General features: G+C 46.5%; 26 protein-coding genes and 3 pseudogenes. 20 read left to right on the top strand and 9 right to left on the bottom strand.

Features of this window, described 5'->3' with window-relative positions; all coding sequences use genetic code 11:
- Positions 1–4: 4 nt before the first annotated feature.
- Positions 5–1,276 (bottom strand): metallophosphoesterase, encoded by a 1,272-nt coding sequence (locus IQ209_RS04925; protein WP_193849535.1) that lies wholly within the window; start codon positions 1,274–1,276, stop codon positions 5–7.
- A gap of 314 nt (positions 1,277–1,590) precedes the next feature.
- Here IQ209_RS04925 and IQ209_RS04920 point away from each other — a divergent pair, with 314 nt between their 5' ends.
- The 13 genes and pseudogenes from IQ209_RS04920 to IQ209_RS04860 all read left to right on the top strand — a co-directional run bounded on the left by IQ209_RS04920 (position 1,591) and on the right by IQ209_RS04860 (position 9,182).
- The gene (locus IQ209_RS04920; RefSeq protein ID WP_193849533.1) at positions 1,591–2,454 is read left to right on the top strand and encodes a GTPase family protein; all 864 of its coding nucleotides are present in this window, start codon (positions 1,591–1,593) and stop codon (positions 2,452–2,454) included.
- A gap of 94 nt (positions 2,455–2,548) precedes the next feature.
- Positions 2,549–3,373 (top strand): DUF932 domain-containing protein, encoded by an 825-nt coding sequence (locus IQ209_RS04915; RefSeq protein WP_193849531.1) that lies wholly within the window; start codon positions 2,549–2,551, stop codon positions 3,371–3,373.
- A 208-nt stretch (positions 3,374–3,581) separates the two neighbouring features.
- A complete protein-coding gene (locus IQ209_RS04910) occupies positions 3,582–4,292 on the top strand; it encodes a DeoR family transcriptional regulator (protein ID WP_193849529.1) in 711 nt (236 codons plus the stop codon).
- Between the two features lie 25 nt (positions 4,293–4,317).
- The gene (locus tag IQ209_RS04905) at positions 4,318–4,854 is read left to right on the top strand and encodes a DUF4339 domain-containing protein (RefSeq protein ID WP_193849527.1); all 537 of its coding nucleotides are present in this window, start codon (positions 4,318–4,320) and stop codon (positions 4,852–4,854) included.
- Between the two features lie 41 nt (positions 4,855–4,895).
- Entirely contained in the window at positions 4,896–5,333 is a 438-nt protein-coding gene (locus tag IQ209_RS04900; RefSeq protein WP_023301392.1) for a hypothetical protein, read from the top strand.
- 66 nt (positions 5,334–5,399) lie between these two features.
- Complete coding sequence (locus IQ209_RS04895; RefSeq protein ID WP_023301393.1) at positions 5,400–5,810, top strand: hypothetical protein; 411 nt, start codon at positions 5,400–5,402, stop codon at positions 5,808–5,810.
- Between the two features lie 77 nt (positions 5,811–5,887).
- Positions 5,888–6,110 (top strand): annotated as a pseudogene (locus IQ209_RS04890) (DUF905 family protein).
- A gap of 85 nt (positions 6,111–6,195) precedes the next feature.
- Positions 6,196–6,654: an antirestriction protein gene (locus IQ209_RS04885; protein WP_193849525.1), complete on the top strand. Its 459-nt coding sequence runs from the start codon at positions 6,196–6,198 to the stop codon at positions 6,652–6,654.
- An 8-nt stretch (positions 6,655–6,662) separates the two neighbouring features.
- Positions 6,663–7,145, top strand: a complete 483-nt coding sequence (locus IQ209_RS04880) for a RadC family protein (RefSeq protein WP_193849523.1) — start codon at positions 6,663–6,665, stop codon at positions 7,143–7,145.
- An 8-nt stretch (positions 7,146–7,153) separates the two neighbouring features.
- A complete protein-coding gene (locus IQ209_RS04875) occupies positions 7,154–7,375 on the top strand; it encodes a DUF987 domain-containing protein (protein ID WP_193849521.1) in 222 nt (73 codons plus the stop codon).
- A gap of 18 nt (positions 7,376–7,393) precedes the next feature.
- Positions 7,394–7,711, top strand: a pseudogene (locus IQ209_RS04870) (type IV toxin-antitoxin system YeeU family antitoxin).
- A gap of 20 nt (positions 7,712–7,731) precedes the next feature.
- The gene (locus IQ209_RS04865; RefSeq protein ID WP_193849519.1) at positions 7,732–8,061 is read left to right on the top strand and encodes a TA system toxin CbtA family protein; all 330 of its coding nucleotides are present in this window, start codon (positions 7,732–7,734) and stop codon (positions 8,059–8,061) included.
- A gap of 338 nt (positions 8,062–8,399) precedes the next feature.
- The gene (locus tag IQ209_RS04860; RefSeq protein ID WP_193849517.1) at positions 8,400–9,182 is read left to right on the top strand and encodes a PH domain-containing protein; all 783 of its coding nucleotides are present in this window, start codon (positions 8,400–8,402) and stop codon (positions 9,180–9,182) included.
- Positions 9,183–9,711: 529 nt separating this feature from the next.
- Here IQ209_RS04860 and IQ209_RS04855 read toward each other — a convergent pair.
- The 3 genes from IQ209_RS04855 to IQ209_RS04845 all read right to left on the bottom strand — a co-directional run bounded on the left by IQ209_RS04855 (position 9,712) and on the right by IQ209_RS04845 (position 11,687).
- Positions 9,712–10,125, bottom strand: a complete 414-nt coding sequence (locus tag IQ209_RS04855) for a type II toxin-antitoxin system HicB family antitoxin (protein WP_193849515.1) — start codon at positions 10,123–10,125, stop codon at positions 9,712–9,714.
- 55 nt (positions 10,126–10,180) lie between these two features.
- Positions 10,181–10,357, bottom strand: a complete 177-nt coding sequence (locus IQ209_RS04850; RefSeq protein WP_099143265.1) for a type II toxin-antitoxin system HicA family toxin — start codon at positions 10,355–10,357, stop codon at positions 10,181–10,183.
- Positions 10,358–10,493: 136 nt separating this feature from the next.
- Positions 10,494–11,687, bottom strand: coding sequence for an IS4 family transposase (locus tag IQ209_RS04845; RefSeq protein ID WP_193849513.1), 1,194 nt, complete (start codon positions 11,685–11,687; stop codon positions 10,494–10,496).
- A 175-nt stretch (positions 11,688–11,862) separates the two neighbouring features.
- Between IQ209_RS04845 and dinQ the strand changes: the two genes are divergently transcribed.
- Positions 11,863–11,943 carry a damage-inducible type I toxin DinQ gene (gene dinQ, locus IQ209_RS18720; RefSeq protein ID WP_370588394.1) on the top strand — a complete coding sequence of 27 codons (81 nt, stop codon included), beginning with the start codon at positions 11,863–11,865 and terminating at the stop codon, positions 11,941–11,943.
- Positions 11,944–12,008: 65 nt separating this feature from the next.
- On the opposite strand, the pseudogene IQ209_RS04840 reads toward dinQ, so the two are convergent.
- From IQ209_RS04840 to IQ209_RS04825, 4 genes and pseudogenes are all read right to left on the bottom strand, one after another.
- A pseudogene (locus IQ209_RS04840) lies at positions 12,009–12,596 on the bottom strand (hypothetical protein); the annotation flags it as partial.
- Between the two features lie 14 nt (positions 12,597–12,610).
- Positions 12,611–13,174, bottom strand: a complete 564-nt coding sequence (locus tag IQ209_RS04835; protein ID WP_193849511.1) for a hypothetical protein — start codon at positions 13,172–13,174, stop codon at positions 12,611–12,613.
- A 238-nt stretch (positions 13,175–13,412) separates the two neighbouring features.
- On the bottom strand, positions 13,413–13,523 hold the full coding sequence (locus tag IQ209_RS18230) for a hypothetical protein (RefSeq protein WP_228005733.1): 111 nt from the start codon (positions 13,521–13,523) through the stop codon (positions 13,413–13,415).
- Between the two features lie 430 nt (positions 13,524–13,953).
- Positions 13,954–14,421 carry a nuclear transport factor 2 family protein gene (locus tag IQ209_RS04825; RefSeq protein ID WP_193849509.1) on the bottom strand — a complete coding sequence of 156 codons (468 nt, stop codon included), beginning with the start codon at positions 14,419–14,421 and terminating at the stop codon, positions 13,954–13,956.
- Positions 14,422–14,524: 103 nt separating this feature from the next.
- Between IQ209_RS04825 and IQ209_RS04820 the strand changes: the two genes are divergently transcribed.
- The 3 genes from IQ209_RS04820 (at position 14,525) to IQ209_RS04810 (ending at position 16,713) form a co-directional block, all read left to right on the top strand.
- Positions 14,525–15,088: a TetR/AcrR family transcriptional regulator gene (locus tag IQ209_RS04820; RefSeq protein WP_193849507.1), complete on the top strand. Its 564-nt coding sequence runs from the start codon at positions 14,525–14,527 to the stop codon at positions 15,086–15,088.
- Positions 15,089–15,283: 195 nt separating this feature from the next.
- On the top strand, positions 15,284–15,622 hold the full coding sequence (locus tag IQ209_RS04815) for an SH3 domain-containing protein (protein ID WP_193849505.1): 339 nt from the start codon (positions 15,284–15,286) through the stop codon (positions 15,620–15,622).
- Positions 15,623–15,744: 122 nt separating this feature from the next.
- Complete coding sequence (locus IQ209_RS04810) at positions 15,745–16,713, top strand: threo-3-hydroxy-L-aspartate ammonia-lyase (protein ID WP_193849503.1); 969 nt, start codon at positions 15,745–15,747, stop codon at positions 16,711–16,713.
- A 61-nt stretch (positions 16,714–16,774) separates the two neighbouring features.
- Here the strand turns inward: IQ209_RS04810 and prpR are convergent, their stop codons facing one another.
- Positions 16,775–18,448, bottom strand: a complete 1,674-nt coding sequence (gene prpR / locus IQ209_RS04805) for a propionate catabolism operon regulatory protein PrpR (RefSeq protein WP_193849501.1) — start codon at positions 18,446–18,448, stop codon at positions 16,775–16,777.
- Positions 18,449–18,742: 294 nt separating this feature from the next.
- Here prpR and prpB point away from each other — a divergent pair, with 294 nt between their 5' ends.
- From prpB to IQ209_RS04790, 3 genes are read left to right on the top strand one after another with little or no spacing between them, the layout of a single operon-like run.
- Positions 18,743–19,648 carry a methylisocitrate lyase gene (gene prpB / locus IQ209_RS04800; protein WP_193849499.1) on the top strand — a complete coding sequence of 302 codons (906 nt, stop codon included), beginning with the start codon at positions 18,743–18,745 and terminating at the stop codon, positions 19,646–19,648.
- Positions 19,641–20,813 carry a 2-methylcitrate synthase gene (gene prpC / locus IQ209_RS04795; protein WP_193849497.1) on the top strand — a complete coding sequence of 391 codons (1,173 nt, stop codon included), beginning with the start codon at positions 19,641–19,643 and terminating at the stop codon, positions 20,811–20,813. The genes prpB and prpC overlap by 8 nt, the downstream gene beginning before the upstream one ends.
- 22 nt (positions 20,814–20,835) lie before the next feature.
- A complete protein-coding gene (locus tag IQ209_RS04790; protein WP_193849495.1) occupies positions 20,836–22,287 on the top strand; it encodes a bifunctional 2-methylcitrate dehydratase/aconitate hydratase in 1,452 nt (483 codons plus the stop codon).
- Positions 22,288–22,298 lie beyond the last annotated feature (11 nt).

Genomic DNA, 22,298 nt, shown 5'->3' with positions numbered 1-22,298 from the left:
CCCTTTATCGTTGTTCTGCTTCGCTCACAGCTTCTGCAAGCACATCAAGCATTCCCCTCTCATGAGCTCTGAGCAATACTTGTCTAAAACGTTCATAGTCAGGTAAACGCATGTCATCGTCTTCTAACAATTCTAAACGCCCAGCAATCACTAATTTTTGACTAAATGTAAGGCGGTAGAAGCGAAGGCCAAGATCACGAAGGACGTTCGTTGAATTTCCCTCTTTCACAGCCATTATCTCAGGAATATGTTCAGCAAGACGAGGCTGTGTTACTAAGCTTGAGAGGGGTCTAACCGATGAGTTCCAATTATCTAGCCGGATAGAGTGCTCAAACACGGAAGAGTGTCTATCCATCTTCGCCTGAAATCCTCCGGGTGCAGTTTGCCAGACTCTGATGTGAGCTCTAACATTAAGCATTCGCTCCGTTGGTCCTCCACTAACATCTAATTCAATTAGATTGTATCCAGGCTCCCAACCATCCTCATGCCGATCTGGATTTGCTGCACTAGCTGCAAGTCGCACATAATCGCGAACCATGTCGACGCGATTAGTGTGAATATGGCCAAAAATTTGTAATGGAGCTACATCGTTCAGATGATCTTCAAGCTCACGAGCATTACGCAACCAAGTAAGATGGTGATGAGTAAGCACGGCATTAACAACGCCATCTTCACGAGTAATTTGGAAACTTGCGGGGTCTACAAATAGATCTCCCTGACGATCATATCCACTTGATACAAATGCACTGTTCAATCCCCATAATCTCAGTGTTGAGCCATCATTCAATGCAACGTCTCGAACCACTCGTGTTCTATCTGGGGGAAGTAAACTACAGAAAAACTGCTGTGCGAATTGATTGTAGTTGTCCAGACTTTCATAAAGTAATCGCCGAGCATCTGGATCACTTAGCTGCCTCATGATTTCAGCATTGGGGTTGGGTGCTGTCTTAATTTTTTGATGGATCATCTGAACTAAGTTTCGGTCTGCTAAGTTCCGCACAACATCATGGTTGCCCGGTACAACAAAGACTGATTCCATTGAGCACCCACAAGCGCCACAAAGGCGCTCAAGCCAATCAGTAGCAAACGAAAATTCTTCTGGATCTCCTGAAAATGCAATATCCCCTGAGACAACCACTACATCAGGTGCACCTAAACGTGTGCACTGCTGTGCCGCATCACGAATCAACTCATTTCTTAAATGGAAGTTTGGATCCTGCGCAGTTTGAATTTCAGATTTCCGAAAATGGATATCTGATAAATGTAATATGAGCAAGGTACTACTCCTTCAGATTTAGCCAACCGTCAAAACTAATTAAATATTAGATATTCCATTCTATCAAAAACTTACCATTTTAACTGCTATGCCCTCCATCAACTTACAAGTCTGTTACTTCCTTCTCAAAATTTAAGCTCGTTCGCAAAGAAACCATCATCTAGATCCAAGTGGTAAGACTGCAAGTAAGGCCACCATAGCTCTTACTATAATCAGAAAAAATTTGAGATATATATCATTTTACTGAATGCACACAAAAACGGCGAAACCTAACGAATAATTCTGTTTTTATTATATTTTTCAAATAGGTAGGAATGAAGGACTCTCAAGACCTGAAACCGCTGCTGAACTCAATTCCCGGCCTGCCGCAGTGGGTATCAGAGCGTATTCTGCAGCAGATAAACCAGCTTGCTAACTACGAGCCAGTGATCGGCATTATGGGTAAAACTGGGGCGGGAAAATCGTCGCTGTGCAATGCCCTGTTTGCCAGTGAGGTTTCACCGGTTAGCGATGTAGCCGCCTGCACACGCGAACCGATGCGCTTTCGCCAGCAGGTGGGGGAACGTGTGATGAGCATCGTGGATTTACCCGGAGTAGGGGAAAGCAATGCGCGTGATTTGGAATATGCTGCACTTTACCGCAAGCAGCTTCCCCGACTTGACCTGGTACTGTGGCTGATTAAGGCCGATGATCGGGCACTAGCGGTGGATGAACATTTTTACCGTCAGGTGATCGGTGAGCCTTACCGGCATAAGGTGCTGTTTGTTATCTGCCAGTCGGATAAGGTCGAACCCACCAGCAGTGGCAATAAATTATCTACTGAACAGAAACAAAACATCAGCCGCAAAATCGGCCTGTTACATGAGCTGTTCCAGCCAGTAAATCCGGTCTGCGCGGTGTCAGTTCGTCTGCAATGGGGACTTCGGGTGATGGCTGAACGGATGATTCGTTGCCTGCCACGGGAGGCCAGTAGTCCGGTGACAGTACAGCTTAGTGCTCCACTTCGTACCGATGCCGTTAATAAAAAAGCCCGTGACGATTTTGGTGAAACGGTCGGCTCGGTGTTGGACACGATAAGCAGCTTGCCCCTGATACCGGCCCCGGTTCGGACAATTATCCAGGCTGTACGTGACACCGTGGTATCGGTCGCTCGTGCTGTCTGGAGTTTTTTCTTCTGAATACTTAACCCCTTACTCGTTGTTTCCTTAGCCCTGCCGCGACTATGTGACAGGGCTTTTTTGTCTTTATTTATCCATCCTTAGGAGTCTGTTTATGACCCGTCTGGCTTCGCGCTTTGGCGCAGCAAACCTTATTCGTCGTGATCGTCCACTAACCCGTGAAGAGCTGTATCGCGTGGTACCCAGTGTGTTCAGTGAGGACAAACACGAGTCACGTAGTGAAAAATACACCTACATACCCACCATATCCCTGCTGGACAGTCTGCAGCGCGAAGGCTTTCAGCCCTTCTTTGCCTGCCAGACCCGAGTGCGTGACCCAGGGCGTCGTGAGCATACAAAGCATATGCTGCGCCTGCGTCGGGAGGGGCAAATTACCGGCAAACAGGTGCCGGAAATTATTCTGCTCAACTCTCATGACGGCACCAGTTCGTACCAGATGTTGCCGGGATTATTCCGTGCGGTTTGCCAGAACGGGCTCGTCTGCGGTGAGTCGTTTGGCGAGGTGCGGGTGCCGCACAAAGGAGATGTCGTGAGTCAGGTGATTGAGGGAGCGTATGAAGTGCTAGGTATTTTTGACCGTGTGGAAGAGAAGCGGGATGCCATGCAGTCGCTGATGCTGCCGCCGCCTGCACAACAGGCTCTGGCACAGGCTGCACTGACGTACCGTTTCGGTGAGGACCACCAGCCGGTGACAGCACCTCAGATACTCTCCCCACGCCGCTGGCAGGATGAGAGCAATGATCTGTGGACCACATACCAGCGTATTCAGGAGAACCTGATTAAGGGCGGGCTCAGTGGTCGGAGTGCAAAAGGCGGGCGAACGCATACCCGCGCCGTGCGTGGTATCGACGGAGATGTGAAGCTCAACCGGGCTCTCTGGGTGATGGCTGAAGCGATGCTGGGTGGGTTTCAGTCCTGAGCTTGTTATCAGCATGTTAGGAAAGGACACTCCCTGTCCGTTTTGCCTCCATTAGATTGAGTGTTTTTTCATCGCATTTCACGGTGTGCCGCGTCGGGCCTGCTTCCGGAGGCAGATAAAAAATAGTTCATTCCATGTCCATACCCTGTCCGCCCCCCTCTTTAGAATCATTTCATATTCAGTCAGTTAACTATTACGGAGATTTAAGATGACACAGGCAGAGCGCCGTCATGACCGGCTGGCTGTCAGGCTGTCACTGATAATCAGCCGCCTGGTTGCAGGTGAAACGCTGAACATGGCGCGGCTGGCTGCAGAGTTTGGTGTGTCAGTCCGTACCCTGCGACGGGATTTTCGCGAACGGCTGATGTACCTCGACCTTGAGTATCGACGGGGGCAATGTCGCCTGCGCAGTGCCGGTGGAGGCGTACAGGGCGAGCTGGATGCGCTGACCTTTGCTCACCGGGCAGGACTGGCCGATATTTTTCCGGGGCTTGACCGGCGTCTGGCGGGCATGCTGCTCACTGCAGGAGGGATGCCGTGTCTGGTATGGCAACCGCCACAGTCTGCGTCCCCGGTCATCTCACTGGTGTTCTACCGTCTCGTCAGTGCAATAACCGCCTGTCAGCGGGTGCTGCTGTTGGCCGAGGGAGAGCGCTGTGACGGCCTGGCCCCGTACCGCCTGATATCACTCGACAGCTGCTGGTATCTCACCGGTGAACTTAATGGGCATATCACCGTGCATCCTCTGACGACTATCCATGCGGTGACAGTCCTGAACACCACTTTTACCCCGCGAAAACGTCTCAGCCAGTTAACCACACAGGCGGGCTTTATTCGGGCTCTTCCGCACTTCAGCTGTATTCGCGAAGTCCTGTCTCATGGGCCCTCTGAGGAGGAGCAGGGCAACACACTGATTTAATTACCTCTGTTAAGAAGGAAAAACAATGACCTGGCATTACGAGAAAAATGGCATACGTCACGACAATGTGACCGAAGACGACATCACTGGCCTGATTAAGCGCGGTGAACTCACCGCTGCCACGCTGGTGTGGCGACAGGGCATGCTGGACTGGCAACCGGTCTCCGCTACCCCGCTGGCTTCGGCGCTGCTCCACAGCACCACACCACCAGCGCTGCCGGGGAGTCGCATTCCGGGCGGAGTGGTATGGACGCTGGCATTTGCTCCCTTCATTGGTTATGCGCTCGAGCTGTGGACTGCAGGGCTGAACGGAATGTCTTTTGACGAGGCATATGAGGCTGTCTCGGGCGGGCAGTACTGGTTTATCACGCTGCTGCTCAATATCGCTCTGGGGTATCTCGATGAACGACGCCTGCGTGAGGCCGGAGTGGATACCACCATGTTCGGCAAACTGGCCTGGCTGGTGCCGTTCTATTTGTGGCGTCGGGCGAAAAACCTCGGTCAGAAACCGGCTTACTTCTGGGTATGGCTTGTGATGCTGGCCCTGACCGTATGGGCCTGAATCACCGCTACCTGATACTTTCTCTGTTAAGGACCAACGTAATGAAAACACTGATTAAAATACTGGGCATTACCGGCAGCCTTCTGCTTTGTGCAGGGGCTCAGGCCCAGCCCTATAACCGGACGCTACCTGCAGTCGTCAATGACAACAACGGGAATATTTTCTGGTGTGATGCGCATCGTCAGGTTACCGGAAAATGCGAAGCCATGTCTGTTGACCGTCAGGGCGGGATGGTCACGGTGCGTTCAGCACCTTTTAAAGACTGCGAAGGCGGCCTGTGGGGCTGGATAACTATCATGCGCAACGATGTGTCGAAGGGATTCACCATTACTCCGGATAAGAAATTCGGGCTCACCGTAAAAGATCTGTGCCGTCCGGGCACGGTAGTGACCTTTAAGCCCAACCAGAAGAAGCCGGAATATGACGACCTGGTGGCACTTTACCAGGGCAAAGAGCTGTTTCGCTACCGGCGCTTCTGATAACACCCGATATCAACCACTCTTATTTTGCCCAACTGCGGGCTGGATTAATTCAGGACGAAGACCATGCTGAAAATACTGACCTCTGCTGTACCCGCCCTCATTCTGTCACTTGCCGCATTCAGTGCCAGTGCCGCTCAGCTTCCGGCAAGCCTTATGGATAAAGACAATCCCGGCCAGGAATACTGGTGCCAGGGAAACGATATCAACACCTCCATGTGCTCACTGACAGGTGTCAGCGACGACCATAAATTTGCCCTGATTCACGACCTGCCGGGCCCGGCCTGTGAAGACTTAAGCTTCGGGGTTATCGACCTCGTGCGCCAGACCGGTGTCAACATTCCTTACGATGGTGGTGACTGTAAGGGCGATGTGCAGGCCGGTTTTGTGCGTGGCACGAAAGATAATGCCCTGTATGTGAAAATTGTACGGGGCAGCAAAACCCTGCGGCTGTATAAGGTGCAAACCGGTTACTGACAATCCCCCCACACATGCAAACTCCCACAGCCCCTGACGCATCTGCGTCAGGGGCTTTTGTTTTTAAGGTACACCGAATGCCTGAATCTCACATGCTGCCACCGGGACCTTTTACCCGACAGCAGGCCGAAGCGGTTACCCGCCGGTATCGCAACATCAGCATTGAAGACGACCAGGGTAGTCACTTCCGCCTAGTGGTTCGTGACTCTGAAGGTCGAATGGTCTGGCGGGCCTGGTGCTGGTGAAGGACATAACCGTTATATCCGACAGTACGGCATCCTCAGAGCATCCTCCTCCTGATTACACCCATCCATCATCCCTGCATGTCCTTTATTTCCCATACGCCAGCCATCGTCGCTGGCGTTTTTATTGACGGAGAATATCCATGACGACACAAACGCAATGCGAATTGATGTCCGCTAATGAACCTCAATTTGACCTTACTGCAACACCAGTACCTGACGAGCAGCGTCTCGATTTCTGGCCGCTGTACCTTGGCGATATCCCGCAGTGGATATCGCTGGAACCCCGTATTTTCGCCTGGATGGAGCGCTTTTGTGATGAGTACAGCGGTGGTATCTGGTCCTTTTACACGCTCAGTAATGGCGGCGCGTTTATGGCCCTTGATGCTGACGGGGACGATAAATGGCATCTGTTCAACGGCATGAACGGCAATGGTGCGGAAATGAGCGCGGAAGCCGCAGGTATCGCTGTCTGCCTGATTGAATACAGCCATCACGCCTGCCGCACCGAATACGATGCCATGACGGAGCACTATTACCGCCTGCGGGATTACGCCCGGCAGCACCCTGAATCCCACTCCATTTTTCGCATTATTGATTAAGGATACTCATGATGGAACAGTCACTTATCCCACAGACTCCGGTACTTCCACTGACCGCACAATGCACGGTAAAACGCGCTTTAAAACTGCTTGGCCGACACCTGCGCGAAACAGGTGTGGCATTCACCTCCACCCAGGCAGCCCGTGACTGGCTGAAACTCAAAATGGCGGGGCTGGAGCGCGAAGAGTTTATGGTGCTGTACCTGAACCAGCAGAACAAGTTGATTGCCCACGAAACCCTGTTTGCCGGTTCCATTAGCAGCACCGAGGTACATCCCCGTGAGGTGGTCAAACGCGCCCTATATTTCAATGCAGCAGCAGTGATTCTGGCGCATAACCACCCCTCCGGCGATACCACACCCAGCCAGGCAGATAAGGCCATCACGCAGCGCCTGGTACAGGCGCTTCAGCTCGTTGATATCCGTGTGCCTGACCATCTTATCGTAGGTGGTACGCAGATATTGTCGTTCGCTGAACACGGTCTGCTTTGAGGTATGACATGAGAATTATCAGTAAACGCCGGGCGATGACGATTTACCGTCAGCATCCGGCCTCCCGCATTTTTCGATACTGCACCGGCAGATACCAGTGGCATGGCAGTGTCTGTCATTACACCGGTCTGGCCGTTCCTGACATTCCCGGCGTGCTGGCGGTATACGCCGAACGCCGCCAGGACCGCAACGGGTCCTATGCCTGTCTGATGAGTATCACTCTAAACTGACAATAAAGGAGGTTATAAATGAGCAACATTACATGGGGCCTGCAGCGGGATACCACGCCGCGTCTGGGAGCCCGTCTGGTACAGTAGGGGAACCAACTGCATTATCTGGCTGACCGTGCCAGTATCACCGGTAAATTCAGTGACGCCGAATGCCGGAAGCTGGATGAAACATTCCCGCACTTTATCAGCCAGATGGAATCGATGCTGACCACTGGTGAAATGAATCCCCGCCATGCCCACTGCGTCATCCTGTATCACAACGGTTTCACCTGCGAAGCCGACACTCTTGGCAGTTGCGGCTATGTATACATCGCCGTCTATCCCACTCAACGCTAACGAATTTCACGAGAGCAAACATGAAAACTCTACCTGCTACAATTTCGCGGGCGACGAAGCCCTGTCTGTCGCCCGTGGCTGTCTGGCAAATGTTACTGACACGCCTGCTGGATCAACACTATGGCCTGACGCTAAACGACACGCCGTTCAGTGATAAAACAGTTATTCAGGAATATATTAATGCTGGAGTATCCCTCAGCGATGCGGTGAACTTTCTTGTCGAAAAATACGGGCTTGTCCGTATCGACCGAAAGGGATTTTCATGGCAAGAGCAGAGCCCGTATCTTTCCGTAGTGGATATTTTGCGAGCAAGACGCTCTACCGGCTTGCTAAAAACTGACGTGAAATAAACGCTTAAATACAGAGCAGACTAAAGGAAAGCAAAATGCTAATCTCGTAGACAAAGAGACTCCTGCTGTAATCTCCCCTCCCCTGCAAAAACCCTGACATTTTCTTTTAGGACCAACAATGGGACCAAAATGAAAATTGAATTGATTATTAGCACATATAAAACAAATAGTTATAAAACCAATTCAGACTCCGCCAGCCCACCAAATAAATCAAGGGGTTGCGTGAAAACGCAGCCCCTTTTTCTTTGTCCATGTCCACTTTACGTCCACCCATTTTATTTTTTCCATATCTCCATCATATGACAGGTGGCGTTTAAAACATAAGGATGGTAGCGGTAATGATTGACTACAAAGTTGCATCTGACTCTGATTTGGTGGCAGAACTGAATAAGCTATCTGGTGATAGCTCTGTTGGCATATCAAGCAAAAAGAAAGAGTTCCTATATATTATTAGAAACTTGAGTATTGGTGAACAACCTATCGCAGTTCTGGCAGGTGATTTAGATGGCAAGAAAGGCTCATTAATTTTACTAACCACCAAGAATCTGCATTTCATAAGAATTAGCCTGTTCAAAAAAGTACATCACGATAAATTCCCTATGGAATTGATAATGGGATGTAACGATAAGAAAGGGCTATTGTTTTCAAAAGTCACATTCAATATTAATCATGAGCAAGAATATATTTTCAGCAATATTGAGAAAAAAGCCCTGGATAGGTTTCTTACTCGCTTAAATGAAGCTATCACTGGTTATGAATCTGTATCATATGGACAGACTGAGCAACCACCTGCTACATCTCAATCTGAGATAAGCTCCCAGCTTTCAGAAGGACGTGCACCGTCTATTTTAGATACAAGCTCTTTAGTAGCAAAATTAGAACTCATTGAAGAGCTGAAAGATTATGAAACTATCAACAGCAAAGAATTTAACGTTCTTAAAAATTATATCTTGGAATCGAATCTTGATAACAAGTTAGCTACTGTCAATATAAAAAGGTTGTGTGAAGATTTAGATAGATTGAATGACTTTGTTAATGACGGCGTTATTACGAAAAAAGATTTTTCTACTCAAAAACAAGCCTTATTAGCGGCACTGCCAACTAACAAGCAATCTCAATAAATTTCAGTTTCTAGCCTCCCTCAAAGCCGCATAAACCTTGAGTTCTTTAACATGGTGCGGCTTTGCCTTGTGATCCAATAACCTAACGTAAAATAGAATTTTCCCTCTAATATCAATGCATTGATATTTTCGCCGCGATCCGCTTTTGATCCAAAAACTGAAATTGCCTGAAAATCTTTTCATTCCTTTCAGTGAGGGAATTTTCTCACGCCGCCCGTGCTGGCGCGGCCTGGCGATAGGGTTTGTCGGATTTTAAAACTGAAAAAACTTTTTGATCCAAAACGTGCAGGCGGGTGCGGTGTAGTCCGTTTTACGTGGGGTTTACGTTTATTTCGTGGGAATTACGCAGCTTGGGCGCAACGCAGAGACGTTGATCCAAATTAGCCGCGGTTGGGACTATGTCAGTGAGTGAATGCCCTAGCGGGCGTTTGGTTACGTTTTATAAGCACCTAAAAAAGACCACTCCGCGAAGAGTGGCCTTTGGTTGAAGGTGTTGAGTTCAAAAATGCAATCTATCACCGAAGCTAAGTTAAGCCGCGGTGAGTATTAATTCATAGCCTAAACTTGATAAGGCCTTTTCTACCGTGTCAATTTTTGTCGCGTGATACACATCCAGCAGTTGCTTGACGTTCTGCTTTTGAATGCCAACACGGCGCCCCAGTTCCGAACGGCTAACACCTGACCTTACCATAGCATTAAGCAACAAAATTTTAGCCGCAACACTCGCCGGAATATCAATATAGTGCTCCGTTACCGTATCGCTCGGTAACGGTATTTCCTTACTCTCATCGTCAAAATACATAGAAAAGGCAGTGAGTAGCGCATCATAGCCCATGGCTTTTGCATCGGCCAGGTCATCACCACAGGTCAACGCCTCTGGTATATCAGGGAACGAGACAAACAGGTTCGTTCCGTCTTCTTCAATATTTACTGGATATCGCATAATCAATAGTAGTGAGTCGAGTTAGCCCAAGAACCAGCCCCGAAGGGCTGGTTAGTTATTTAAGTTTTAACTGCTTAAGGATTGATAGCCTTAATTTTTCGTTAATCTCTTTACTCGGATGTCTTGGCATTGCACTTCTTGCGTCTCCGTTGAAGAGTATCAAGTGATTCTTTCCATTCTTGATTATGACTCCTTGAGACTCAAGCCACCGCCTGAACTCACTCTGCTTCACTCATCCTCCATTCTGTTTAACATGGTAAAATAGTAATATTTTTTTATTACCCTGTCAACGTGTTTGTAATATTTTTTTATTACCCCAGAAAAACAAAAACCCCGCAAGTGCGCTGAGGGCTCCCCACAAAACGGCGCTAATAAATCAAAACCATATTTTGGTAGATTTTGGCGAGGTATTTGAGGGTTTGATTAAGAACTATTTCAAATAATATTAGCGGGGAATGACGTAATACATTCTCCGCTAATGTCAGGTAAGAGATGACCCTTCTTGATTTGAGACTATTTGCCTGATAATGGAGGTGTAACCCTTTGTTTTCAGCATAAAATCCAATCAGCCAAAGGACAATTGAGCTGAGTGTAGCAAGCAGGCTCAATACGGATAAACGACCAGCGCCTTGGCTATAACTCGCTCTGAGTCCAAATCCAAAACGCTCGCTCTTTTCATCTCTAAAATTTTGCTCTATTTGCATTCTTCGGCTGTACAATTTCATGACCTGCCGAGGTTTAAAATCATCCATGCTGGTAAAAATTAGCCAAGGTTCTTTGGCTGACGAACGTCCATCTTTCACCTGCGACATTCGTTCCATTCGATAACGTGACTTTTTAAATTTTCTACCTTTATTGGGTCTCTTATGGAGATAGAAGAAACCATCACAACATGCATATTTTGCTTTTGATAATGTACCCATGCCCAGAGATTGGGGGGTTTCCGTGGCTTTTAACGCTTGTCGTTTAAACCAAAGCTCACCGTATTTCTCAAGCCTTAATTGCGTATTTCCCCGAATGCGTCCGACAAAATCCCAACCGAGTGTTTTTATATGCTTAAACCAGGCATTTTGAAAACCGGCATCGGTGATAATAAGGACTCTGGCTTTAGGGTTAACGGCTTGCGCTAAGCTGTCAAGAAACACCTTCTGTATCTTTGCATTTTGTTGCTCGCATGACGGAACTATTTGACTTAACAAAGGGATTGAGCGTCCATCACAAATCAAACTCGCGCGGAGTACATGATGTTCTTGTGATGGATATCCACTCCAATCAACAGCAATCACACACAGTGAGAGCGGTTCAGTCAACATGGCAATAATGTGACGAAAAATATCAGGAATATCTCTATGGAGTGCTTCATTACCGAGTAATCGGTCAACGCGTTTAATTTTATGTTTGACGTGGGCCTTTCCGGGTAAAAAACGTCCAATACGGGTTAACGTCAGAGAAGCCCCATTAATTAAAGCGGTAGTGGCATCGATTAATGCGTTCTGACGATATTGATGAAACGGCGCTAAGGCATCTTTGAAGAAGTTATGGCATACTTGACGTGCAGGCATAGCAGTGACCCTATTGACTTGGTGGAACAATCAGTAGATCACACAACGCTATGCTTGTCTATTTTCTGGGGATTCCTCAGCGCCGAAGCAGGGTTAATTTGATCAACAGGCAATCAAGTGGTGAGGTTGGTTACTCTGTTTTTATTTTGATGAGAGGGTGTTTAGGAGCAAACGGATGAAAAAGTTTGACACCACAATCATCGTGTTCAAAGCGTTAATAGCGCTTTTAGAATTGATTCGTGTATTTCTAACGTAGACTTCATTACTCTACTTCTTACCATTTCAAATAGCAACTCCACACATTAGTAAGATCCACAACACTCACCCAATCACAGGCGAATACTTCTGTTTTAGTCCATCGGATTTATAGGCTATGCTCCTCATGGCGCTGGCGTTCTCTGGGGTGCCGGTATTGTGATGGGTATGGGCGGCGGTCAGTTCTGCCAGCTCCCTGACCACATCCAGTGTCTCTAACATTAAGGTCATTACGTTAAGTTGCGGGCTACCGATCCAGACCACGGGGCCGACAATCTCCTGCCTGGTTCCGGCAATGCTTTGCTTAAGCAAACCGATTTTCTCAATCAGCGTTTTGCCGATCTCGATATTCGCGGCTTTCTCCACACAGGCAACCAGATTTGCTGACGTTGCCAGGCAATAATCCCCGTCTGCAATGTGCTGGACAGCGCCCGCCAGTAGGGTAGACGTGCCCAAAACGGTGGTTTTATCCGTGGCCTGTATTGTGGTTTCCCGTGCGACCACGGCGCGGGTTTCCGTATCAGCCTTGATTTCACGGTGCATGGACGATTCATTAATAGTCTGGTCGGTCTGCCTGATCCAACTGCCCTCCTGGGTGACCCGTTGTAACACTTCCACCCGTTGCTGCTGCAATTGTTCACCTGGCTTAAGGTCTATGAATTAAACGCTTAAAGCGTGTATCTTGTCCCCGGGAATTGTTTATCGATGTTACCTTTAACCACTTTATATGCCTGATGTCTGTCACCATTCACATATTTTATAAAAGGATTATTCCAGACCACGCGGTCGGTGGGACCTGCCATATAAGCGAAATCGATTCCTGCACTGATAAAGGCACTTCGCGCTCTTTCTAGCCAGTTTCCTCTCCCGATATAGCATGCTTGGAATTTAATCACACCAACTCGGTGAAGCGACATTTTTTTCAAATCATCAGCCAGGTCTTCCGGAGTATAACGGCCTAAGAAGTTCTCGTTGGCATGAGCAAAAATATCTACACGGTCATTTTCCGTCACCCATTGAAGATAATGGAAATTATTATAAAAATATCTTTGTTCCGGCTCCACCAGTTCAAGCATGTCCTTATATTTTGACTTTAAGTAGCTATACTCCTGTGGACTACGCTTTTTAAAGTCGTAAGCTAAGACGACTTCTATCTTGCCAAAAGGCCATTCATGAGACTTAATTAACGGTATTCTTCCTGCGGTTTTATATATTCTATTTTTGAAATTCATTGAATTACCCCTTTTGTTAAACACTGCTATATAAGTTAGGGTACCGCCCCGTAAGATAATGAGAAAGTGGTTACACCTTCTTTGGTTGTCGTTAGGCTAACAGTTTTCTGAAGTGTCCGGAATTATCATGCCATTTTAGTTAATTCTGTTTGCGAGTAAATAATAGTTACGCACAAACGGTTTTGTCCAAGTGAGCTGGTGGAGCCGTTCGCGTAGATAGCTGGGAAAGTGGTAAGCTTCAACGTGGGCACTTAATACTGAACTGTGCGTGTTTGCATACTGACTTCCAGCCTATGTTAACCCTGTCTTGCACTACCCACCCGCCCCAATGCGTTAATATCTTCTGCATATCTCTGTGCATGATTTTTTTATCCACCCTGAACGTATTAGTTATTTAGGTAGGAGTACTCATCTGATTGGCGAACGGGCAAGTGATGTTTCAAATTTGAGTCATGAGTAAAAACAGAGGGTTAGCTATCGTCCCTCAGTTCTGAGTCACCAACATAATCAAAGAGTTATCGGCAATTTAAGAACCAAGTGAATATTATTGACTTGGTTTTCTCTGTATACAGGTATATCGGTAGTTTCCCCGGCATAGAGCGCTTATCTCATTGATATTACCCGTAGAGCATATTTGCTTTACGGGTAAAACGGTGGAATAAGAAATATAGACTTACGAAAATTCCCAATTCCATTTAAAAATAAGTGTTTTGTTGTAACTTCCCATTGCGGAACGTCATTCTAATAATTTCTTACCTTGCACAAACAATTTTATTATTTCATAAACCATATTCACTTAATCCCTTATGTTCATCAGGACGACGCCCCAATGGCCAGTAAAAAAGCCTTTCCGTTTCCTTGATTGGCATATCATTGATACATGCGAAACGGCGTGTCATTAAACCTTGCCCATTAAACTCCCAGTTTTCATTACCGAAACTACGGAACCAATTACCTGAGTCATCATGCCATTCATAGGCAAAACGTACAGCAATACGATTTGCATCAAATACCCATAATTCTTTGATAAGACGGTAATCAAACTCTCTATTCCATTTGTGTGTCAAAAAATCGACAACGGCTTCACGCCCCTTCACAAATTCAGTTCGGTTACGCCAGAATGTATCTTTTGTATACACTTGCGAAATCTTCTCTGGATTTCGGGTGTTCCAAGCGTCTTCTGCCAGACGAACTTTCAGCTCAGCCGTTTCAAATGTAAACGGAGGTACAGGTTGCCTTATTTCCATGATAGTCTCCTTATCGAGGGTAGACAGATTTGTCTACTTAAGGTAATTTAAGTAGACGGAGTTGTCTACATAAATAATAATTGCATTAAGGAGAGGAGGGATTATGGATAAAAAAGTATCCAAAGCTCGTGAGCGCATACTAAAAACAGCCCACATGTTGTTTTATCGTGATGGTATACGAGCTACAGGCATTGACCGCATCATCAAGGAATCTGAGGTAACGAAAGTAACGTTCTATCGCCACTTTCCATCCAAAAATGACCTGATACTGGCTTTTCTTGATTATCGCCATGAACAGTGGATTCAGTGGTTTAAAGGATCTCTCCAAGCCAACATCAACCGTTATAGCTCACCGACTGAAGCTCTGACAGAAACGTTAGCTGAGTGGTTCAACTCTAATGAATTCAGAGGCTGTGCATTCATCAATACAGTCATAGAAATAGGAAAGGAGCAACCACAAGTTATTCCTCTTATTCAGGAGCATAAAAAACAAATGGAACAGGTCATTACGTCTTCTCTACCCCCAAAGCTTAACAGAAAACGTCTAGCGCAGAAATTTGCTTTGCTTGTCGAAGGTGCGATCATTATGGTTCAACGCACTGGGCACAGCGATGAAGTATTGTCACTGTTGCGGGAATGCCTATCGGATATTGTTACGTCTGAATGACTACGAATTAACATTACGGAATAACAATGTGGTCATGAACCCAAATTTCATATTCAGAAACTTGAGTGTTGTGCTTAAATTCAAGTTGCCTGATATAGACAATTTATGGGGCATCATTAGCTATGGCCTATAATTATTTCTGTATCTTTGTGTTGTAACATCCTAATCATAATTATCAGTGAGGAGTAAAAAATCATGAAAAAAGGCACTGTAATCAACGATTATGTTAGCGCTTATCCAAATCCGATCAAATTACAAGCTGGAGATATTGTTTTGATCAGCCATAGCGATATTGAGTACCCTTACTGGATCTGGACGACAAACTCTTTAAATATCAGTGGCTGGGTTCCTCAACAAATTCTGGATCTCATTTATCCTGATAACGCAATATGTAAGGAAGATTACACGGCTCATGAGTTAACAGTAAAAGCGGGAGAATATCTGTATCTGGACCGAGTATTAAATGGTTGGTGTCGGGCATATAAAGACTCAGGGGAAACAGGCTGGATACCTCTAGAATATGTTAAATTCTAAGATGTCATAGTGATACAGCCATCTCAGTATTAACCACAATATTGTGATTATACTGTCTTCTTATTATCAAGGCATTTAATAATATTAATGGGATACGTTACTGAGCAAAGGAGACTAAAGTAATGAAGTTTATTCCCGATTATAATCATATCCATGCAGCACATTCTCGTATTAAACCCTATATCAATAAGACGCCTGTATTCACATCAACAACTGTCAATGAACTCTTTGACGCTCAAGTCTATTTCAAGTGTGAAAACTATCAAAAAATGGGGGCATTCAAATTCCGCGGAGCCATGAATGCTCTATGCCAGTTTAGTGATGAACAGAAAAAAGCAGGGGTTATTGCTTTTTCATCAGGCAATCATGCACAAGCAATTGCGCTGGCAGCTAAGTTACTGAATATTTCTGCCACCATTGTCATGCCACACGATGCGCCCCAGGCTAAGATAACAGCAACAAAAGGTTATGGGGCTAAAGTCGTTTTTTATGACAGATATACTGAAGATCGCGAAGAAATTGGCCGACAACTGGCGGAAAAACACGGTATGACACTTATTCCGCCTTTCGATCATCCACATATTATTGCTGGTCAAGGCACTGCGGCTAAGGAGCTACTGGAAGAAATCGGCGAGTTGGATGCTCTGTTTATACCTCTTGGCGGTGGTGGTCTATTGTCTGGCTCTGCACTTGCCGCTGCTCACTTATCCCCTACATGTCAGGTTTTTGGAGTCGAGCCAGCAGCCGGTAATGACGGTCAGCAATCTTTTAAAAAAGGTGAAATAGTTCATATAGATACCCCAAAAACAATTGCAGATGGTGCTCAAACACAGCACTTGGGGCAACACACTTTTGCCATCATTCGCTACCTTGTCAAAGACATTCTTACTGCGTCGGATGATCAATTAATTGATGCTATGTACTTTTTGGCCGAGCGAATGAAAACCATTATCGAGCCTACCGGCTGTTTGGGGTTTGCGGCGGCAAAAGCAATGCGGGAACAATTGCAAGGGCAACGTATCGGAATTATCTTGAGTGGCGGAAATATTGATATAAAACAATATGCACATTTGTTAGCAAACAAGATCTAATTAGCATTCATTGTCTAACAATTAACATACTCGTTAGCATGATAAAAATGTGAAAATATTTCTACTTAACTTTTTCCTGCTCCTTCTTTAACTTCCGCCATAACGTCGTGCGGCTAATGCCCAGATATTCTGCTGCCGCACGCCGATTACCTGAAAACCGTGCCACAATCTCATGGACTGAAATATCGTGTACTGAAGGCGTATTTTCGATAAAAGAAGCTGTCTCAATCTGGGCTGTTTTCGTATTGTTGTTAATAACATTGGTGCCAGTCTGGCGTTCAGGTGAAAGCGATAATATCAATGCAGGGGTTAACGCCTGTTCTGGATGAGCACTTAAATAAAGTGCTATTCGTTCCATTAAGTTACGTAGTTCACGCACATTTCCCGGCCAATGGTAGGCGTGCAACACGTCATGACATCCAGCAAGCGCCTGTATCCTCAATGCAGAAACGGGGAAATTAAGTACCGCAAAAGCCCGTTGTAAGTATTCTAGCGCCAACAAACCAATATCATCCCCCCTCTCCCTTAATGCTGGTATGTTGATCCGCAATACACTCAAACGGTAGAACAAATCTGCCCGGAAACGCCCTTCCCTGACCCAAGTATCCAAATCACAATGCGTCGCACAGATGATCCGCACATCGACGGCAATCGGACGATATCCACCAACCCTGACAACCGATTTTTCTTCTAATACCCTTAATAACCGCGTTTGCAAAGGCAGCGGCATTTCACCGATTTCATCCAGAAATAGCGTCCCTCTATGTGCAATTTCAAATAACCCCGCACGCCCGCCACGTCGTGAACCAGTGAAAGCTCCTTCCTCATAACCAAACAGTTCAGCCTCCAACAAAGACTCCGTAATCGCGCCACAGTTAACCGCAACAAATGGCCGCGGATACTTGCCCACTAGCTGTCCATACCGCAAGGTATATTCATGATGAATAGCCTGCGCCACCAGCTCTTTTCCTGTCCCGCTTTCTCCCTGAATTAAAACCGTTGCTGTCGAGCGGGAGTACAGCATAATTGTATTGCGCACATGTTCTACCGCAACAGAATTACCTCTAATGTCGTTGATTGTGTGCCGTGTGCGTAGTTTATCTTCTGTAGGATAAGGAGAAATTACGGCCTGATTAAGTTTGCTCATTCGGGCCATCTCCAAGGCATCTCGAAAGGCCTGCCGAATCGAATCCGCTGAATAGACAAAAACCCCCACTAACTCAGCTTCATAAGCAAGATCGGTAATCAATCCTGCCCCGACAATCACTTTGATGCCCATCGCTTTCAAAGCATTGACCTGCGCCCTGGCATCTTCCTCTGTGACATAACTGCGTTGTTCAATGCGCAAATTGAAATGCTGCTGAAATTCTTCTAATGCAGGCAACGTATTCTGGTAGGTAATCACACCAATTCGGGTACTGATTTGTCGGGCACGAGCCAATGCCTGCATAAAATCAAAGCCGCTGGCTTTGGCAATAATCATCGGCACGGATAAACGGCTTTTTAAATAGGCTCCATTAGATCCTGCGCAAATCACCGCATCACAATGTTCAGTTTCCAGTCGTTTGCGAATATGTTGGACCGCACGTTCAAAACCCAACTGAATCGGCGTGATATTCGCTTGGTGATCAAATTCCGGTGTAATATCACGAAAAAGATCAAAAAGCCTGGAAACAGAGACTGTCCAGATAACGGGTTTATTGTTATCACGTTCCCCTGAGTGTGCTGATGCCATATCTTCTCCCTTGTTGCTTGTGTTCTGTTTCACCGCCAAAACATGAAACAAAAATGAAACAAAATTGATTCAAAATGAAACAACTATACATTATAGCCAATAGCTAAACAGTAGCTACTTATCAACCAAAATCTATCCCCCTAATTAATTTAGATAATAAAAACAATATAGTTGATACATCCCCATTAGCCCATCTGCCCACTTTTTAAATATTGGCATAGACCTTGCTAAAAACCTTTCTACAGTAACAACCAAATACAAATCGGTTTCATTTTAGTAACAACGGGGTTATGTATGGCATTTTCTTCCGCTGGTTTAGCTTTTCGTCAGGCAATAGAGAACGAATCTCCGTTACAAGTCGTCGGAACCCTCAATGCAAACCATGCATTACTGGCAAAACGGGCAGGCTACAAGGCGATTTACCTGTCCGGTGGTGGTGTTTCTGCGGGTTCACTGGGGCTACCCGATTTGGGGATCTCTACGCTGGACGACGTGTTGATTGATGTCCGCCGTATTACGGATGTCTGTGACTTACCGCTGCTTGTCGATGCCGATATTGGATTCGGTTCCTCTGCGTTTAATGTCGCTCGCACAATTCGTTCTATTATTAAAGCAGGAGCCGCGGGTGTTCATATTGAAGATCAGGTCGGTGCTAAACGTTGTGGTCATCGTCCAAATAAAGAAATTGTTTCCAAACAGGAGATGGTAGACCGTATCAAGGCTGCCGTTGATGCCCGCACCGATGAAAATTTTGTCATTATGGCCCGCACGGATGCACTGGCAGTAGAAGGGTTAGAGGCCGCACTGGACAGAGCCACAGCTTATATCGAAGCGGGCGCCGATATGCTGTTCCCTGAAGCCATCACCGAGCTGCCTATGTATCAGGCATTCGCGTCCAAGACGCAGGTTCCTGTTTTAGCAAACATTACCGAATTCGGTGCGACACCACTCTTTACAATCGAAGAATTAAGACGCGTCAACGTCGCCATTGCCCTTTACCCACTATCGGCATTTCGGGCGATGAATAAAGCGGCCGAACAGGTCTATACCACTTTGCGTCGAGATGGCACACAGAAAAACGTCATCAATATGATGCAAACCCGCAATGAACTTTATGAAAGCATCAACTACTACGATTTTGAACGAAAACTGGATGCCCTGTTTTCCCAGAAAAATAGCAGAGGTGATACTCATGAGTAAGCAGAATACGGCAACGGAACTCTCTAAATCTACATCATTTAAGCCCAAAAAATCAGTTGCACTGTCCGGTGTTACAGCAGGCAATACAGCGCTCTGTACCGTTGGCAAAAATGGCAATGATTTACATTACCGTGGTTATGATATTCTCGATTTGGCCGCCCATTGTGAATTTGAAGAAGTCGCTTATCTTCTCATCCACGGCAAACTTCCCTCCCACGCAGAATTGACATCCTACAAAAACAAATTGAAATCCTTACGTGGCCTGCCAAGCAATGTCAAAACCGCATTGGAGGCACTGCCTGCGGTGGCCCATCCTATGGATGTCATGCGTACCGGTGTTTCTGTACTGGGTTGTACTTTGCCGGAAAAAGAAGACCACAATCTGGCAGGTGCCCGCGATATTGCTGATCGCTTACTTGCCTCGCTCAGTTCAATACTGCTTTATTGGTATCACTACAGCCATAATGGCCGCCGCATTGAAGTTGAAACTGATGATGATTCCATTGGTGGACACTTCCTCCATCTCTTGCATGGTCAAAAACCGCAGGGATCATGGGAAAAAGCCATGCAAACTTCCCTGATCCTGTACGCTGAGCATGAATTTAATGCGTCTACCTTTACCAGCCGGGTCATTACCGGCACAGGATCGGATATTTACTCTGCCATTATCGGGGGGATTGGTGCCCTGCGCGGGCCAAAGCATGGTGGGGCCAATGAAGTCTCATTCGAAATTCAGCAACGCTATGACACTCTCGCGCAAGCCGAGGCCGATATTCTGGCTCGTTTGGAGAGAAAAGAAGTCATTATTGGTTTCGGCCATCCGGTTTATACCGTCTCCGATCCCCGCCATAAAATCATTAAAGAAATTGCCCTGCAACTTTCCCAGGAAGCAGGGACAACCCAGATGTATGATATTGCCGATCGGATTGAATCCGTGATGTGGGATAACAAAAAAATGTTCCCGAATCTTGATTGGTTCTCTGCGGTTTCCTATTACATGATGGGGGTTCCTACTGCCATGTTTACCCCGCTATTTGTGATTGCCCGCACTTGTGGTTGGTCAGCTCACATTATTGAACAACGTATTGATAACAAAATCATCCGTCCATCAGCTCACTATATTGGCCCCGAAAATTTGGCATTTATACCGATTGAACAACGTTAATAATTCGATTTAAGGATTAATTATGTCTACCTCTGTTGTTAACAACCGCCCTGATTACGATCAGGTGATTGTAGATATTGTGGATTATGTCATGGACTACACCATTATATCCCCAATTGCTTATGCCACAGCCCACCACTGCCTGATAGATACTTTGGGTTGTGGATTAGAAGCGCTGGAATACCCCGCCTGTACAAAACTATTAGGGCCCATTGTGCCGGGAACAACGGTGCTTAATGGCGCACGCGTACCAGGAACCCAATTCCAGCTTGATCCTGTTCAGGCTGCATTCAACATTGGTGCAATGATTCGCTGGCTCGATTTCAATGACACCTGGCTGGCGGCCGAATGGGGACATCCTTCTGATAATCTTGGCGGAATACTTGCCACCGCCGACTGGCTGTCCAGAAATGCCATTGCCCGCGGAGAAAAGCCACTCACCATGTGGGATGTTCTGGCTGCGATGATCAAAGCGCATGAAATTCAAGGCTGTCTGGCATTAGAAAATGCGTTCAATAAAGTCGGATTGGATCATGTCGTTTTAGTCAAAGTGGCTTCCACGGCGGTTGTCGCTCAACTGTTAGGGCTGAAACGTGAAGAAATATTAAGTGCGGTTTCATTGGCCTGGGTTGACGGACAATCCTTGAGAACCTATCGCCATGCCCCCAATACCGGCTCGCGCAAATCCTGGGCAGCGGGGGATGCAACTTCCCGTGCCGTGCGTCTGGCTCTGATAGCCCAAACAGGTGAAATGGGCTATCCCTCTGTATTATCTGCCAAAACCTGGGGATTTTATGACGTTCTGTTCAATGGTCAGCCATTCAAATTCCAGCGCCCTTATGGTTCTTATGTCATGGAAAATGTGCTGTTCAAAATCTCTTTTCCGGCAGAATTCCATTCACAAACTGCGGTGGAAGCGGCCATACTTCTGCATCAGCAACTGAAAGAGCACGGCAAGGGCATTGAAGATATTGCTCAAATCACTATACGTACCCACGAAGCTTGTATCAGAATCATTGATAAACAGGGGCCATTGAACAATCCCGCTGACCGGGATCACTGCATTCAATATATGGTGGCCGTTCCGCTGATTTTTGGTCGTCTGACGGCGGCGGATTATGAAGATGATATCGCTGCCGATCCACGCATTGACGTCTTGCGGGAAAAAATAGTCTGCCTCGAAGACCCCGATTTCACCCGTGACTATCATGATCCCGAAAAACGCTCCATTGCCAATGCGCTGACGTTGATATTCACCGATGGCACCCAATTGGATGAAGTTAAAGTCGAATTCCCGATTGGACACGCTCGTCGCCGTAAAGATGGCATTCCGCTATTAGAGGAGAAATTCAAAACCAATCTGGCGCGTCGCTTCCCGCAAGAGCAACAACAAAAAATTTTAGCAATATCTCTTGACCTGATGTCATTGAGAGACATCCCGGTAAACGAATACCTTGATTTATATGTCATATAATTTGTATACCC

Source organism: Xenorhabdus sp. BG5 (assembly GCF_015163665.1).
Lineage (GTDB): Bacteria > Pseudomonadota > Gammaproteobacteria > Enterobacterales > Enterobacteriaceae > Xenorhabdus.
The sequence above is the reverse complement of the archived record's forward strand: the minus strand, read 5'-3'. Positions and strand labels throughout refer to the sequence as shown.